Source organism: Nocardia terpenica (assembly GCF_013186535.1).
GTDB classification, from domain to species: Bacteria; Actinomycetota; Actinomycetes; order Mycobacteriales; family Mycobacteriaceae; genus Nocardia; species Nocardia terpenica.
In genome coordinates, this window is record NZ_JABMCZ010000003.1 from 1,338,587 (window position 1) to 1,352,776 (window position 14,190).

Here is a 14,190-nt window from a genome sequence, read left to right on the forward strand (position 1 = left end):
GGACGATCCCGTATGCGCCAGCCCACGAACTTCTCACCGGACCGCCATGTTTCGGGTGGGCTACCGGTGGCGGCCGTGGATCAGCGGGACCACCTTGCGGAGCAGGTTCATGGTGCGCTCGGTCCGGGCGTAGCTGAGCAGGGCCATGCCGGGGATCGCGAAGCGCTGCACCGCGATCGAGTGCGGCGAGGTGAATTCCAGCAGCCCGGGGGCGCCGTGGATGCGGCCGATGCCGGAGTCGCCGAGGCCGCCGAAGGGCAGCGCCGAGATGGCGGCGAAGCCGAGCACCGAGTTGACCGAGGTCTGCCCGGCGCGCAGGCGGCGCGCGATGGCCAGGCCCTGCTTGCGCGAGAACACCGTCGAACCCAGTGCGTAGCGGGAGTTGTTGGCCAGCTCCACCGCCTCGTCGATGCCGCTCACCGTGCGGATGGTGACCGTCGGGCCGAAGGTCTCCTCCTGGACGGCCTCGGAGTTCTCGTCGGTGTCGAGGAGCACCACCGGCTCGATGTAGGGCGCCTTGACCGATTCCGGCCCGCCCAGCACCGCGGTGCCGCCGTTGTTCAGCGCGTTGTCGATGTGGCGGCGCACGACATCGATCTGGCTCGGCATGGTCATCGGGCCGTAGGCGGCCTTGGCGTCGGAGCCGGGGCGCACGCTGGACAGGATCCGCTTCACCTCGGCGATGAACTCGTCGCGAATGGACCGGTCGACATACACCCGCTCCACGCCCGCGCAGGTCTGCCCACCGTTCATGGTGGCGCCGAACGCGACCGCGTCCGCGGCGGCGGCGATATCGGCGTCGGCGGCCACGATCACCGCGTCCTTACCGCCGCATTCCAGCAGCACCGGAGTCAGGTCCGCGGCGGCCGCGGCCATGATCTTCTTGCCGGTCGCGGTCGAGCCGGTGAACGCGATCTTGTCCACGCCCGCGTGCACCAGGGCCGCGCCGGTCGCGCCGTAACCGTTGACCGTGCCGAAAACACCCTCGGGCAGTTCGGGATTGGCCTCCGCGAACGCGCGGGCGAAGTAGTTGCCGATGCTGGTGGAGTACTCGCTGGGCTTGAACACCACCGCATTACCGGCGGCCAGCGCGTAGGCGATGGAACCGTTGGGCGTGTAGACCGGGTAGTTCCACGGCCCGATCACGCCGATCACGCCGAGCGGTCGCTGTTCGATGTAGGCCGCGAAGTTGGCCATCAGCAGGCCGGGGGAGACCTTCTTCGGCTTCAGCACCTTCTCCGCGTTCACCGCCGCCCAGTGGATGTGCTCGAGCGCCAGCGTCAATTCGAGATAGGCGTCGTCGCGCGGCTTGCCGTTCTCGGCGTGGATGAGCTCGCAGAATTCGTCGGCGCGGGCGACCAGCCGGCTGCCCCACCGCAGCAGATGGCGGCGGCGATCGGCGTAGCCGAGCGCACCCCAGGTCGCGGCCGCGATACGAGCCTGGGCGACGGCCGCGCGCACCGCGGCCTCGTCGGCGATCGGATGCGTGGCCACGACCGCGCCGGTGGCCGGGTCGACCGAGGTCAGTGTGGTTTCTCGAGCGGTGGCGGTGGACTCGGTGGTGGACATCGCAGCGACCCCTAGTGAGAAAGTTATGGCACGAAGCTCTCACACCATAGATGTGAAGTCGGCCGCCGTCAGTTGGAAATTCGGCCAAGTTCTCCACGTTTCGGCCACGGCCCTGTCGGTGCCCGGTGGCAGCATGGGCACCATGTGCGGGAGATACGCGACCACCGTCGACCCGGGCCGCCTCGCGGCCGACCTCGACGCCCTCGACGAGACGGACGACTCCGCCGCCGGTCCCAACTACAACGTCGCGCCCACCAACCGGGTGCTGACCGTCGTCGAGCGCCACGACCGCGACCATCCGGACGACGATCCGCGGCTGCGCATCCGGCGCATGCGCTGGGGCCTGATCCCGGTGTGGACCAAGGCCGCCGAGCCCGGCGTCCCGGTCAAGGGCAAGCCGCTGTTCAACGCCCGCGCCGACAAGGCCGCCACCACGGCATCCTTCCGCGACGCGGTCAAGAAGCGCCGCTGCCTGGTTCCGATGGACGGCTGGTACGAGTGGGTGGTCGAGGGCGACCCGGCCGCCAAGGGCAAGGCGGTCAAGCAGCCGTTCTACATGTCCAGTGCCGACGGCTCCCGGCTGTACATGGCGGGCCTGTGGTCGGTCTGGCGCGACCGCGACCGGCCCGATATGGATCCGCTGCTGTCGTGCACCATCCTCACCACCGATGCGGTCGGCGACCTGACCCGCATCCACGACCGCATGCCGCTGCCCATGCCGCGCGAACACTGGACCGCCTGGCTGGACCCGGACCATCCGGCGCCGCTCGAGCTGCTGGAAACCCCGGCGCCGGAAGCGGTTTCCGGCATCGTGGCGCGCCCGGTGCCCGCGCTGGTGAACAGCGTCCGCAACAACGGGCCCGAGCTACTGGCCGATATCGACGCGGGCAGCGCCGAGCAGGCGGGCCAGATCAGCCTGCTCTGACCGGCTCACAGAGGGCAGTCGACCGCATCGGTGACGATGTTCGCCCCGCACTTCACCAGGCCGACGCCGAAGTCGATCGCCTGGTCGAACGCGCTGCCGCCCAGGTGTTCCGCCTTCTCGGCCTGCCTGTTCCGCTGCCCCTGCTCGCCCTGTGCGCCGTTACCCATCGGGAACCGCGGGCTTCCGCCCAACGGATAGTCGGAGCCGGTCACCGGCTGCGCGGGCGCGGCATTCGCCGCGACCGCGCCCGGCACGCCGGATCCGAGCGCGAGAAGCACACCGCCCGACACGGCGACGATCATGGTGCGGACAGGTTGTCGCTGAGACATTTCGCATCACATCCTCGGGGTCGAAGGTTCGGCGCGTTCAGTAACGCATACCCGTCGGTGTGTTTTGAGCGTTTTATGCGATTTATGCCTGTGAGTGCGCGTGTCCCGCCCGCACCGTCTCCCGCTCCCCGGCCCGGGACTCGCCGCTGGCCTGGATGCCGCCCGCGGTGCGCAGCGGCACCTCCTTCCAGAACAGCACCAGGACCAGGGCGATGGCCGCGAGGCCGGTCACCGACAGGAACACCGTCGACATCGACTCGGCGAAGCCGACCTTGAACGGCCGCGCCAGCGTCGGGTTCAGGTGCTGGATCACCGAGCTGTCGCTCATCACGCTGCCCGCCGCCGACATGTCGTGCGCGGCCAGGCCCTTCGACAGCGCCGCGTCGGCCGGGTTGGCGCTGTGCACGCCCGCGACGACCGCCTGCTGATACGCGGGCTGCGTTGCGGCCGCGCGCATCTCGCCGCTGATGTTCGGGGTCAGCTGGGCGAACAGGATGGACAGGAACACCGCCACACCCAGCGTGCCGCCGATCTGCCGGAAGAAGGTCGCTGCCGCGGTGGACACGCCCATATCCTTCGGCGGCAGCGCGTTCTGGATCGCCAGCGTCAGCGGCTGCATGAGATTGCCCAGGCCCAGTCCGGTGATCGCCATGAAGATCATCACCAGCCACAGGCGGCTGTCGGCATTCACGAAGTGCAGCAGGAACAGTCCCGCCGTCAGCAGCGCCGAACCGATCACCGGGAAGATCCGGTAGCGGCCGGTGCGCGAGATCAGCTGCCCCGCGATGATCGAACCGGTCATCATGCCCATCACCATCGGCAGCATCTGCAGACCGGCGACGGTCGGGCTGGAGCCCCGCACCACCTGCAGGTACTGCGGCAGCAGGCTGATGCCGCCGAACATGGCCGCGCCGACCACGAACGAGATGATCACGCCGAGCGCGAAGGTCGAGTTCTTGAACATCCGCAGCGGGATCAGCGCCACATCACCCAGCTTCGCCTCGACCGCGATGAACGCGAGCACGCCGAGCACCCCGATCACGTAGCAGATCACCGAATTGGTGCTGCCCCAACCCCATTGGCGGCCCTGCTCGGCCACGACCAGCAGCGGCACGATGCCGACGGCCAGCATGAGCACGCCCCACCAGTCGATGCGCACGCCCGGGTGCGGCCGCTTCGGCAGGCGCAGCACCCGCGACACCACGATCAGGGCCACGACGCCGACCGGCACGTTCACCAGGAACACCCAGCGCCAGCCGGACACACCGAGAATGCTGGCCTGACCGGCGAACAGGCCGCCCAGCACCGGGCCGATCACGCTGGAGGTGCCGAACACGGCGAGGAAGTAGCCCTGGTAGCGGGCGCGCTCGCGCGGGCTGACGATATCGCCCATGATGGTCAGCGCCAGCGACATCAGGCCACCGGCGCCCAGGCCCTGCAGCGCGCGGAACGCGGCCAGTTCGTACATCGACTGGGCGAACGAGCAGGCCAGCGAGCCGATCACGAAGATCGAGATCGCGGCCAGGTAGAAGGGCTTGCGCCCGTACATATCCGACAACTTGCCGTACAGCGGCGTCGCCAGGGTGGCGGTGATCAGATATGCGGTGGTCACCCACGCCTGCAGCGAGTAGCCGTGCAGGTCGTCGGCGATGGTGCGGATCGCGGTGGACACGATGGTCTGGTCGAGGGCGGCGAGCAGCATGCCGAGGATCAGGCCGCTCATGATCACCAGGATCTGCCGATGACTGAACCCGGTGCCCTCCGATCTATTGTCGGTAGTGGTTGCCGTTGTCACGAATCTTTCTCCGTCGCAGAGTCTTTCACGTTCGAATGCAGGGTGAGGATGGCCGGTCGCGCGGTCTCGTAGTCGTCGACGAAACGGCGCAGCAGCGTGCCGAACTGCGCCCGCTCGTCCCGGTCCCATCCGGCCAGGACGCGGTCGAGCGTCTCGTTGCGGCGGCGGCGGATCTCGGCGGCCTGCGCCCGCCCGGCGTCGGTGACGACCAGAACGCTGGCCCGCCCGTCCGCCGGATCGGCCTGCCGCTCGATGAGCCCCTTCTTGACCAGGCTCGCCACCTGCCGGCTGATCGTGGACGCGTCGGAGAACATCGCCTCGGCCAGCGCGCCCGATCGCATCGGGCCGTCGCAGAGCAGCCGGAAGATGATCCCGTACGCCGCGAGCTCGACCTCCCCCTTGGCGGCCGCCGCAAGCTGGGCATTGGTCCGCTCCCGGATCCTGCCCAGGCGGATCAGCTGCTGGGCGATCAGATCGATCACCGCGTCGCCGTCCATGGGGCCGTTACCTCCCTGTATGAGCTATTTCTTCACACGCGTGAACCTTCTTCCCGCGTGCTCTTCAACCCTTGTTCCCCGCGTGCTTTTGGCGGGGATCCATTTGTTTGTGCACACCAACTAGTTGTACTCAGCAAGTATGTGGGCGCAAAGCCCCCAAAACAAGTGTGTTCTGCATTACCAGCCGATTCCCGCAGGTCAGCGGCTCAGGAGGTGGCGACCGCGGCGGTCGTGGCCCCGGTGAGCCGGACCAGATCGGCGGGCGCCAGCTCGATCTCCAGCCCGCGCCGCCCACCGCTGCACAGCATCCGGTCCCAGCGCAGCGCCGAGGCGTCCACCACCGTCGGCAGCGCGCGCTTCTGCCCCAGCGGCGAAATGCCGCCCAGCACATAGCCGGTGGTGCGTTCGGCCTTGCCGCGGTCGGCCATCGCCGCCTTGGACGCGCCCAGCGCCGCCGCGGCGGCCTTCAGCGACAGCGCGCGCGGCACCGGGAGCACCGCCACCGCCAGCGCGCCCGTCGACAGCTCGATCACCAGCGTCTTGAAGATCTGCTCGGGCTCCACGCCCAGATCGACGGCCAGCTTCGCGACCGCCTCCGCGCCGAAGGAGTCGGCCCGCGGGTCGTGGGCGTAGGAGTGCACGCGATGCTCGACCCGGGCCTGGGTCAGGGTCCGGATCGCCGGGGTCGAAGCGCCTGCCATGCGGCTCACCCTAGGGCCTGGTTCCGACCGGCCGACAGTCCTTTTCGCGATGATTACCGGTCGTCACAGGGCACGCGTGGGAACACGGCGGCGATTCGGCATGTTGCATGCGATAACCCACCCGTTCCGCGCAAGACCGAAGGAGAGTGCCGGTGACGGTTCTGATCGACGAGCGCCCGGTGCGATTCCCGGCCGACCCGCCCCTCACGGTAGATTCGATAGCTACGGCGATCGAAGGGACGGGCGTGACGAGCGACGATGAATTGGCGGCCGATCGCCTGCGCGGAGACACCGCGGGCGACGCCGAGCACGAGGCCGTCGGCAACCCCGACGACGTGGCGATCGACGACGAGTTCGCGGACGACGAGGACTCCGGCGGCGTGCGCAGCAGCGCCTCCGACGCGGAGCTGGCGCAGCGTTTCCAGCGCGACGCGCTCCCGCTGCTGGACCAGCTCTACGGCGCGGCCCTGCGCATGACGCGCAATCCGGCTGACGCGGAAGACCTGGTGCAGGAGACCTTCGCCAAGGCGTACCAGGGCTTCCGGTCCTTCCGCGAGGGCACCAACCTGCGTGCCTGGCTGTACCGGATCCTGACCAACACCTACATCAACTCCTACCGCAAGAAGCAGCGCCAGCCCGCGCAGTATCCGACCGACGAGATCACCGACTGGCAGCTGGCGTCCACCGCCGAGCACACGTCGACCGGTCTGCGCTCGGCCGAGATGGAGGCGCTCGAGGCGCTGCCGGACGACGACATCAAGGCGGCTCTACAGGCTCTCCCCGAGGAATTCCGCATGGCGGTGTACTACGCCGACGTGGAGGGGTTCCCCTACAAGGAGATTGCCGAGATCATGGGGACTCCGATCGGTACGGTCATGTCCCGGCTGCACCGTGGCCGCAAGCAGTTGAAGGGGCTGCTGGCCGATGTAGCGCACGAACGGGGGTTCGACCGGAACCGAGCCGGGAACGGCGCGCGTCAGGAGGTTAGCCAGTGAGCGGCGACGACATGGAACTGGATTGCTCGGCGGTGCTCGCCGACGTCTGGCTCATGCTCGACGGTGAATGCGACGACGCCACGCGCGAGCGGCTACGGCATCACATGGATCACTGCTCGCCGTGCATCGAGGCATACGGCCTGGAGGAGAAGCTCAAGCGCCTGCTCAGCCGCAAGTGCGGCGGCGACCGCGCCCCCGACTCCCTGCGCGAGCGCCTCACCCTGGAACTGCGCCGCTCGATCACCATCACCGAGACGACGCGCGAAGCCTGACCGAAATGCGGAGCGGTACGCCATCGTCGAGATGGCATGCCGCTCCGCATTTTTCAGCGGTACCTAACGGTCAGGCGTTGGGACGCTTGCCGTGGTTGGCGGCACTCTTCTTGCGTCCACGCTTCTTACGACCACGCTTACCCATGGGTATCCTCCTTCTGATCGAGCGTCATTGTTTCACGTGTGATTGGCTCGACCGTCAGCGGATACACGGCCGGAACCGACCAGAGGGGTGCCATGGCAGAGGAAGTGCTCGCGGAGATGGTGTCGACCGTCTTCCAGATCGTGGCCCAGGAGGGCGCCGCGATCCGAGAGGGCGACACCCTCGTCCTGCTGGAGTCCATGAAGATGGAGATCCCGGTGGTGGCGGAATCGAACGGCACGCTGACCTCGATCAATGTCAAGCCCGGCGATGTCCTCCAGAAGGGCGACCTGATCGCCGTCATTTCGTGATTCCGGCCGGAACAGGCCCCACCCGATGCGTAGTGGAGGATGTTCACATCGGGTGAAGGAGCGTGTACATGTCGACACTGAGTGATCTGCTGGCCGAGCACACCGATCTGCCGGGCGCGGCCGTGGATCATCTGCAGCGGGTGGTGGGGGACTGGCAGTTGCTGTCGGACCTGTCGTTCGCGGATCTGCAGCTGTGGGTGGGCGCGGGGCCGGTGGCCGAGGGCGCCGACGTGGTGTGCGTGTCCCAGGCCCGGCCGACGACCGCCGCCACCGTGCATCCGGAGGATCTGGTCGGCACGCTCGCCTCCAAGGAAGACCATCCGCAGGTGTTCGAGGCGCTGCTGACCGGCGAGATCGTCCGGGCCGACAGCGACGTGGAATCGCCGGGCGTCTATCACCCCACGCCCGTGCACGCCATTCGCGAGGCCGTGCCGGTGCGGGTCGGCGAGCATGTGATCGCGGTGCTCGGCCGCGACACCGACGTGCAGCGATCGAAGATGCGCGGCAATCTCGAGACCGCCTACATGGCCTGCGCCGACGATCTGTGCCAGATGATCGCCGACGGCACCTTTCCGACGCTCGAGGACCGCACGGGTTCACATTCCAGCCCGCGCGCCGGGGACGGCTTCATCCGCATCGACACCGAGGGCATCGTGGAATACGCCAGCCCGAACGCGCTCTCGGCCTATCACCGCATGGGCCTGCAGAGCGATCTGGCCGGTCAGGACCTGGCCCAGACCACCCGCTCGCTGATCACCGACCCGTTCGACGCGCAGGAGGTGGTCAGCGACATCCAGGCCGCGCTGGCGGGCAAGTCGGGCCGCCGGATGGAGGTGGAGGCGCGCGGCGCGACGGTGCTGCTGCGCACGCTGGTGCTGCGCCCGCACGGCGAGCTCGCGGGCGCCGCGGTGCTGGTGCGCGACGTCACCGAGGTCAAGCGCCGCGACCGCGCGCTGCTGTCCAAGGACGCCACCATTCGCGAGATCCACCACCGGGTCAAGAACAACCTGCAGACCGTTGCCGCGCTGTTGCGCTTACAGGCGCGCCGCACCGAGAACGAGGAGGCGCGGCTGGCGCTGACCGAATCGGTCCGCCGGGTCACCTCCATCGCGTCGGTGCACGAAATGCTGTCCATGTCGGTCGACGAAGAGGTCGATCTCGACGAGGTGGTGGATCGGCTGCTGCCGATCATGGCCGATGTCGCGACCGTGCATACCGCGCGAATCAAGGTGCGTCGCGCGGGTTCGCTCGGGGTGTTCTCCGCGGAGCGCGCGACCCCGCTGGTAATGGTGCTGACCGAACTCGTACAGAACGCCATCGAGCACGCATTCGACGCCGGCGAAAACGGCACGGTGACAATCCGTTCCGAACGTTCGGCACGCTGGCTGGACGTCATCATCAGCGACGACGGCCGAGGTTTGCCGGATGGTTTCAGCCTGGAAGGTTCCGATCGGCTGGGTTTACAGATCGTCCGCACTCTGGTCACCGCGGAATTGGGCGGTTCGATCGGTTTGCACCCCGGCGCCGATGTCGGAACCGACGCGGTACTCCGAGTTCCGTTGGGGCGCCGATCGGCCCGGTGAGGTCCCGGCCAAAAGCACGCCGGGACCATATGAACCGGCGCGCCGGGACCATATGAACCGGCACGCCGGGACCATAAGAAAACCCTCCGGTTCCCCCTCGGACGAAGGGCCGCACCTCTGTTCCCCCCGTTGCGATTGGGCGTTGGGCAACTCTTGTTCCCTGTTGCACGGCCCCCAGGGCCGTGCAACAGGGATCTCGCCCCACTCCGAAAACAATGAAGCCCGGCACCCACGGGTGCCGGGCCGAAAAAAGCGTTACGGGCCGGGCTGTGCGTTTTCGCGTGGCTCGTAACGCGAGCGGCGTCAGACGACGCTGCGGGTGCGGGTGCGGGCGTTGCGACGCTTCAGCGCCCGACGCTCGTCTTCGCTCATACCACCCCAAACGCCGGCGTCCTGCCCGGACTTCAGGGCCCAGGACAGGCACTCGGCGGTAACGGGGCAGCGGGCGCAGACCAGCTTGGCATCGGCAATCTGCGCGAGCGCCGGACCGCTGTTACCTACCGGGAAGAACAGCTCGGGGTCCTCGTCACGACAGATGGCCTTGTGGCGCCAGTCCATTCCTCTGCTCCTTTGCTGGGCGCCGCAGGGCGCCTCGGGTTTGTGGTCCGTTCACTTGTGCGACTCGAATGTTTCCGCACGGTTGCTTGTGAATGCTTTCACGAACACCGTAGATGTCAATAGGTTTCCGGTGCACCGTGGGGAAGCTCACGCTGTAAGACCCCTACATCGGGGGCCTGCGGAGTCCTTTGTACTCGCTCCTGCCGGTTTTCGCAGCACAACAGAGATGTTTCATCGGTTGTGTCGGCGTGATTCGGGCCGTGGTGCGACGACGCCGAGCACCTGCGGCACCGCGGTGAAATCCACCACGTTGCGCCGCCCGATGAAGTCGCCGTCTATTTGCAGGCCGATCGGTTCGGATGCCTCGATCCGCACCGACGGCACATCGTCGACGCGAAACAATGTGCGCGCCTTGGGATCTGCATCGGATGCCAGAAGCTGCCGAGTGACCCACAGGGTTGGCAGTACCCGCATGGTTCGCATGGCAAACACGCCGAGACCGGTTTCGAACGCGGTCCCCGGATTGGTGCGCACGGGGGTGCCGTCGAGATAGGTCCACGGATCGGTGTTGGTCACGAAGGCGTAGTACACCTCCGTGACCGATTCGTGATCGGGAATGCGCAGCGTCACCGACGGCGGCTTGCGCCGGGCGCGGAAGAACTGCCGGATGGTGGTGCGTACGTAGCGGGCCGGGGTGGCGGCGTGTCCGTTCGCGCGGCTGTTGTCGATCGCCTCGCACACGTCGGCGTCCAGCCCGACGCCCGCGCTGAAGGTGAACCACCGATCGTCGGCGATGCCCAGCCCGATCCGGCGGTCGCCCCCGCTGGCCCGCTCCGACAGCAGATCGATGAGCTGGTTGGTCGCCACGACCGGATCGGGCCGGATGCCCAGCGCCCGGGCGAAGACGTTCGCCGAACCGCCCGGGATGACGCCGAGCCGCGGCAGCCACGCCTGCCCGTCGTCGACCTGCGGCAGCGGCAGGAAGCCGTTGATCGTCTCGTTGACCGTGCCGTCGCCGCCGTGCACCACGATGAGATCCATCTCCTGGGTGGCCGCCCACTGCGCGAGTTCGGCCGCGTGCCCGCGGTGCTGGGTGTGCGCGACGGTCAGCTGGGTGCGGCTCTCCAGGGCGTGGGCCAGCAGGTCGCGGGTCGCCGGTGTGGTGGAGGTGGCATTGGGATTCACGATCAGCAGCGTCCGCACGGCTGAAGCCTACTGAGCGCGCGCCCGGGCGGGATTCGCAGGCGCGGTGGCCGGTCTTAGGCTGGGCGCGTGGTGAAGCAGAACGCGGCGAACGGGGACAACCGACAGGACCGGCGGGCGGTGCCCGCGACGGTGCGCGGCGCGGGCGCGCTGGCGGCGCTGGAGGGTCTGATCGGCGTGATCATCGCGATCGTGCTGGTGGTGCAGGGCACGGGCGCCCAGTCCTACGGCACCGCGGGCTGGTTCGCGATCCTGGCCGGGGCCGTGCTCGCCGCCGGTGTCGCGCTGCTGCTCGGTCGTCGCTGGGGTCGCGCCATCGTGGTGATCGCGCAGATTCTGCTGCTGCCCGTGGCCTGGTACATGTTCAGCTCGCACCGGCCCGAGCTCGCCGTCCCGGTCGGGCTGGGTGCGCTGGTGACCCTCGGCCTGCTGTTCTCCCCGCCGTCGACGCGCTGGATGGCCGAGCTCTACGACAGCACGTCGGAGGACTGAGCCCGCGGGCGGCCGGAAAGCCGCCCGGTATGCCCGCTGCGGCAGTTTTGGTCGATTGACCATGTCGGGGTTTAGCCCCGCGCTGCCCGACGCTCAGGAGGCGGCCAGGCGGGTCAGGGCCTCGCCCGCCAGGCGGTAGCCGACCCATTCCGAATGGGGCTGGGCGCCGAGCGACTTGTAGAACTCGATCGTCGGCGTGTTCCAATCCAGCACCGACCACGCCACCCGGCTGTAGCCGCGGGCGACGGCCTCGCGGGCCAGCTCGGCCAGCAGTTCCTTGCCCAGGCCCAGGCCGCGGGCCTCCGGCCGGACGTACAGGTCCTCCAGGTAGATGCCGTGCGTGCCGGTCCACGTCGAGTAGTTCAGGAACCAGATCGCGCAACCCAGCACCGGACCGTCCGAATCCCGCTGTGCCACATGGGCGAACACGGCGGGCGACGGGCCGAACAGTGCGTCGTGCAGCTGCTCCTCGGTGAGGGTGCACTCGGGCCGCGACCGCTCGTACTCGGCGAGGTCGTACACCAGCTTCACCAGGGCGGGCACGTCGGCGGGGGTGGCGCGGCGGATCATCGGGCGGCTCCTGGGAGGGTGGGGACGAGGTTGTGCGCCAGGATGCTGCGGGCCTGATGGTCGTGGCCCAGCACGGTGATCCCGGCGGTGGACATGAAGAAGCGGCGGCCCTCGCGGACGTCGAATTCCACCCAGCGGGCGATCAGCGCCCGGGAGAAGTGGCCGTGCCCGACCAGCACCACATCCCGGCGGGACAGCTCCGGCTCGACCGCGGCCAACACCCGATCGGCGCGGGCCCGCACCTGCGCGGCGGACTCGCCGCCGGGGACGTCGCCGGTGAAAATGGTCCAGCCCGGGGCGGTTTCCTGGATCTGCGGGGTGGTCAGGCCCTCGTAGTCGCCGTAGTCCCACTCGACCAGATCATCGTCGAGCCGGGCGTCCGGCAGACCGGCCAGCTCGGCCGTGTGCACGGCCCGCCGCTTGGGGCTGGTGAGCACCAGCGGATCGTGCAGCGCGAGATCGGTCAGCAGCGATCGGGCCGCGCGCGCCTGCTGCTCGCCGAGCGGGGTGAGCGGCACATCGGTGCGCCCGGTGTGCTTGTGCGCCGCGGACCAGGCCGTCTCGCCGTGCCGCAGGAGAACCAGCCGGAATTCCGTCTCGGATGCGCCCATGAAGTCGATCATGCCCGATGGGACCGGCCGGTCTCAGCCCAGCCCGTAGAGGCGGCCGCCGCGCTGCTCGAGAATGGTCGAGCCGCTCACCGCCAGCGAGATCTGCTCGCCGTGATAGCCGCTGCGCTGCACCGGGATTCGGGACCGCTCCGCGCCGGTGATCGGATCCAGCACCGCGATGCCGTCGGCCACCGGCATGAGCAGCTGACCGGCCATCATCGCGGGGCTGCCGATCGCGTCGGCGGCGGTCCACATCGGCTCGAAGGTGGTGGCGTTCAGCGCGATCAGGCTGTTGCCGCTGTACACCAGCACCGCCGCGCCGAGTTTGGTGGCGGTGGTGTCGCCGGTGAGCGGGTTGTTGAGGCGGTGGAAACCGACGGCGTTCGCGTAGGCGTCGTAGATCGCGAACTCCGGTGCGGTGGTGGCGGTTCCGGGCAGGTAGAGCGCGATCCTGTTCTCCGACACCGCGATCACGCGCGCGCCGTCGACCGCGGCGCCGGGGTCGGTGAGCACGTGCGAGCCGTACTCCTCGGGGATGGTGGGGTCCTTCGGGGCCGGGTTCAGCACGCTGAGCCGGTCGGCGTTGGAGTCGGGGCAGCGTTCCAGCACCGCCACCCGGGTCGGGCTGGAGGCGGCCGAGAGCAGCGCGCAGCCGTGCCGCGGCTGGGTGTGCACATTCACCGGGGCGTCGACGTAGCCGTACTCGAGGGTGCGCACCAGGTCCGAGCGCCACACCTCCAGCCGGTCCGGACCCTGGGCCAGCCAGTAGGTGCCGTCGACCGACAGTTTCAGCTGCCGGTCCATATAGCTGCTGCGTGCGGTGCGGCGCAGCCCGCTGTCGGCGGACAGCTGCGTGGTCTGGCTGCACCCGCGCTGATCCCGATAGGTGGCCACGACGGTGCCGTACTGGCCCTCCACGCCGCACAGCGGCATGTCGCGCTGGTACTTCCACAGCTGCGCGCCGGTGGCCGGATCGCGGCCGGTGACCGTGCCGTCGTCGCCGGTGATCGCGACCGAACCCGACACCAGCGCCCGCCGGGCCGCGGAATCGGGGGCGTTCCACAGCTCGCGCACGGCCTGCGGCACATGGTCGGCCGGGACCACGGGGGCGGCCGGATGCGCGGCGGGCACGGAGTCGGTGGCGCGCGCATCGCTGTTCGCCCAGACGACGACCGCCGCGATCACCACCGCGACGGCGATCGCGGCGGCGGCATACATGTCGGCGCGCGTTCGCCGCTCGGGTGCGAGCACGTCCCCGAGGTTAGCAGGAGACCTCAGGTGCCGATGACGGCGTTCATGATGGTTCCCGCGCTGGTCGCGACGATGCCGCCGATCATGGCCCCGGCCACCATCTTCGGGGACTGGGAGCCGCCGCCGGTCCACTTCTCCCACGCGAAGTGGCCGCCGGAATAGGTGATGGCGAGGACGCCCGCCAGGAGCACGAACCAGGTGAAGTACCGCACCAGCTTCATCAGCTTGTCGGCCGCGGGCGGCGCCTCGGGGGTGGGATTGCCGAGCTGCGCGAGGACGGTGTCGTGAATGGCCGCGAGTATCATGGCGCGCTCTTTCGGTATCGGTGGATCTGCCCGGTACTTCCCCGAGAATGATAGGGGCGGAACGGGTTTGACACGCCATGA

The 14,190-nt window shown here is 68.8% G+C and carries 18 protein-coding genes; 6 read left to right on the top strand and 12 right to left on the bottom strand.

Annotated features, from left to right (window positions below):
* Nucleotides 1-60: 60 nt before the first annotated feature.
* Nucleotides 61-1,569 (bottom strand): aldehyde dehydrogenase family protein, encoded by a 1,509-nt coding sequence (locus tag HPY32_RS27760; protein WP_067577174.1) that lies wholly within the window; start codon nt 1,567-1,569, stop codon nt 61-63.
* A gap of 142 nt (nt 1,570-1,711) precedes the next feature.
* Between HPY32_RS27760 and HPY32_RS27765 the strand changes: the two genes are divergently transcribed.
* Entirely contained in the window at nt 1,712-2,494 is a 783-nt protein-coding gene (locus tag HPY32_RS27765) for an SOS response-associated peptidase (protein ID WP_067584121.1), read from the top strand.
* A 5-nt stretch (nt 2,495-2,499) separates the two neighbouring features.
* On the opposite strand, the gene HPY32_RS27770 is transcribed toward HPY32_RS27765, so the two are convergent.
* From HPY32_RS27770 to ybaK, 4 genes are all read right to left on the bottom strand, one after another.
* The gene (locus HPY32_RS27770) at nt 2,500-2,796 is read right to left on the bottom strand and encodes a hypothetical protein (protein ID WP_067577176.1); all 297 of its coding nucleotides are present in this window, start codon (nt 2,794-2,796) and stop codon (nt 2,500-2,502) included.
* A 109-nt stretch (nt 2,797-2,905) separates the two neighbouring features.
* Entirely contained in the window at nt 2,906-4,618 is a 1,713-nt protein-coding gene (locus HPY32_RS27775; protein WP_067577178.1) for an MDR family MFS transporter, read from the bottom strand.
* Nucleotides 4,615-5,115 (bottom strand): MarR family winged helix-turn-helix transcriptional regulator, encoded by a 501-nt coding sequence (locus HPY32_RS27780; protein ID WP_067577180.1) that lies wholly within the window; start codon nt 5,113-5,115, stop codon nt 4,615-4,617. The genes HPY32_RS27775 and HPY32_RS27780 overlap by 4 nt, the downstream gene beginning before the upstream one ends.
* Nucleotides 5,116-5,321: 206 nt before the next feature.
* Nucleotides 5,322-5,816 carry a Cys-tRNA(Pro) deacylase gene (gene ybaK / locus HPY32_RS27785; RefSeq protein ID WP_067577182.1) on the bottom strand — a complete coding sequence of 165 codons (495 nt, stop codon included), beginning with the start codon at nt 5,814-5,816 and terminating at the stop codon, nt 5,322-5,324.
* Between the two features lie 380 nt (nt 5,817-6,196).
* Here ybaK and HPY32_RS27790 point away from each other — a divergent pair, with 380 nt between their 5' ends.
* Nucleotides 6,197-6,811, top strand: coding sequence for a sigma-70 family RNA polymerase sigma factor (locus HPY32_RS27790; protein ID WP_373686693.1), 615 nt, complete (start codon nt 6,197-6,199; stop codon nt 6,809-6,811).
* A gap of 11 nt (nt 6,812-6,822) precedes the next feature.
* Complete coding sequence (gene rsrA / locus HPY32_RS27795) at nt 6,823-7,083, top strand: mycothiol system anti-sigma-R factor (protein ID WP_067584124.1); 261 nt, start codon at nt 6,823-6,825, stop codon at nt 7,081-7,083.
* A 70-nt stretch (nt 7,084-7,153) separates the two neighbouring features.
* Here rsrA and HPY32_RS46605 read toward each other — a convergent pair whose 3' ends face one another.
* A complete protein-coding gene (locus HPY32_RS46605; RefSeq protein ID WP_154787346.1) occupies nt 7,154-7,228 on the bottom strand; it encodes a 50S ribosomal protein bL37 in 75 nt (24 codons plus the stop codon).
* A 92-nt stretch (nt 7,229-7,320) separates the two neighbouring features.
* On the opposite strand from HPY32_RS46605, the gene HPY32_RS27800 reads away from it, so the two are divergent.
* Nucleotides 7,321-7,536 carry a biotin/lipoyl-binding carrier protein gene (locus HPY32_RS27800; RefSeq protein WP_067584130.1) on the top strand — a complete coding sequence of 72 codons (216 nt, stop codon included), beginning with the start codon at nt 7,321-7,323 and terminating at the stop codon, nt 7,534-7,536.
* Between the two features lie 68 nt (nt 7,537-7,604).
* A complete protein-coding gene (locus HPY32_RS27805) occupies nt 7,605-9,119 on the top strand; it encodes a sensor histidine kinase (RefSeq protein ID WP_067577184.1) in 1,515 nt (504 codons plus the stop codon).
* A gap of 303 nt (nt 9,120-9,422) precedes the next feature.
* On the opposite strand, the gene HPY32_RS27810 is transcribed toward HPY32_RS27805, so the two are convergent.
* Together HPY32_RS27810 and HPY32_RS27815 are read right to left on the bottom strand one after the other, a co-directional pair.
* Nucleotides 9,423-9,677, bottom strand: a complete 255-nt coding sequence (locus HPY32_RS27810; RefSeq protein WP_062507827.1) for a WhiB family transcriptional regulator — start codon at nt 9,675-9,677, stop codon at nt 9,423-9,425.
* Nucleotides 9,678-9,908: 231 nt separating this feature from the next.
* Nucleotides 9,909-10,880, bottom strand: coding sequence for a diacylglycerol/lipid kinase family protein (locus HPY32_RS27815; RefSeq protein ID WP_067577186.1), 972 nt, complete (start codon nt 10,878-10,880; stop codon nt 9,909-9,911).
* 72 nt (nt 10,881-10,952) lie between these two features.
* Between HPY32_RS27815 and HPY32_RS27820 the strand changes: the two genes are divergently transcribed.
* Nucleotides 10,953-11,372, top strand: a complete 420-nt coding sequence (locus tag HPY32_RS27820; protein WP_067584133.1) for a hypothetical protein — start codon at nt 10,953-10,955, stop codon at nt 11,370-11,372.
* A gap of 93 nt (nt 11,373-11,465) precedes the next feature.
* Here HPY32_RS27820 and HPY32_RS27825 read toward each other — a convergent pair whose 3' ends face one another.
* The 4 genes from HPY32_RS27825 to HPY32_RS27840 are packed head-to-tail and all read right to left on the bottom strand — an operon-like array spanning nt 11,466 to nt 14,109.
* Nucleotides 11,466-11,942: a GNAT family N-acetyltransferase gene (locus tag HPY32_RS27825; protein ID WP_067577188.1), complete on the bottom strand. Its 477-nt coding sequence runs from the start codon at nt 11,940-11,942 to the stop codon at nt 11,466-11,468.
* On the bottom strand, nt 11,939-12,553 hold the full coding sequence (locus HPY32_RS27830; RefSeq protein WP_228786065.1) for an acid phosphatase: 615 nt from the start codon (nt 12,551-12,553) through the stop codon (nt 11,939-11,941). Before HPY32_RS27830 ends, HPY32_RS27825 begins: the two co-directional genes overlap by 4 nt.
* A 33-nt stretch (nt 12,554-12,586) precedes the next feature.
* Nucleotides 12,587-13,804, bottom strand: a complete 1,218-nt coding sequence (locus HPY32_RS27835; protein WP_067577193.1) for an Rv3212 family protein — start codon at nt 13,802-13,804, stop codon at nt 12,587-12,589.
* 23 nt (nt 13,805-13,827) lie between these two features.
* Nucleotides 13,828-14,109: a hypothetical protein gene (locus tag HPY32_RS27840; protein WP_067577195.1), complete on the bottom strand. Its 282-nt coding sequence runs from the start codon at nt 14,107-14,109 to the stop codon at nt 13,828-13,830.
* Between the last annotated feature and the right edge of the window lie 81 nt (nt 14,110-14,190).

Excerpts from the sequence above, each read along its gene's own strand:
- HPY32_RS27760 (WP_067577174.1), bottom strand. The coding sequence starts at position 1,569 with ATGTCCACCACCGAGTCCACCGCCACCGCTCGAGAAACCACACTGACC.
- HPY32_RS27825 (WP_067577188.1), bottom strand. The coding sequence starts at position 11,942 with ATGATCCGCCGCGCCACCCCCGCCGACGTGCCCGCCCTGGTGAAGCTG.
- HPY32_RS27830 (WP_228786065.1), bottom strand. The coding sequence starts at position 12,553 with ATGGGCGCATCCGAGACGGAATTCCGGCTGGTTCTCCTGCGGCACGGC.
- HPY32_RS27780 (WP_067577180.1), bottom strand. The coding sequence starts at position 5,115 with ATGGACGGCGACGCGGTGATCGATCTGATCGCCCAGCAGCTGATCCGC.
- HPY32_RS27840 (WP_067577195.1), bottom strand. The coding sequence starts at position 14,109 with ATGATACTCGCGGCCATTCACGACACCGTCCTCGCGCAGCTCGGCAAT.
- HPY32_RS27810 (WP_062507827.1), bottom strand. The coding sequence starts at position 9,677 with ATGGACTGGCGCCACAAGGCCATCTGTCGTGACGAGGACCCCGAGCTG.
- ybaK (WP_067577182.1), bottom strand. The coding sequence starts at position 5,816 with ATGGCAGGCGCTTCGACCCCGGCGATCCGGACCCTGACCCAGGCCCGG.
- rsrA (WP_067584124.1), top strand. The coding sequence starts at position 6,823 with ATGGAACTGGATTGCTCGGCGGTGCTCGCCGACGTCTGGCTCATGCTC.
- HPY32_RS27805 (WP_067577184.1), top strand. The coding sequence starts at position 7,605 with ATGTCGACACTGAGTGATCTGCTGGCCGAGCACACCGATCTGCCGGGC.
- HPY32_RS27765 (WP_067584121.1), top strand. The coding sequence starts at position 1,712 with ATGTGCGGGAGATACGCGACCACCGTCGACCCGGGCCGCCTCGCGGCC.
- HPY32_RS27800 (WP_067584130.1), top strand. The coding sequence starts at position 7,321 with ATGGCAGAGGAAGTGCTCGCGGAGATGGTGTCGACCGTCTTCCAGATC.
- HPY32_RS27770 (WP_067577176.1), bottom strand. The coding sequence starts at position 2,796 with ATGATCGTCGCCGTGTCGGGCGGTGTGCTTCTCGCGCTCGGATCCGGC.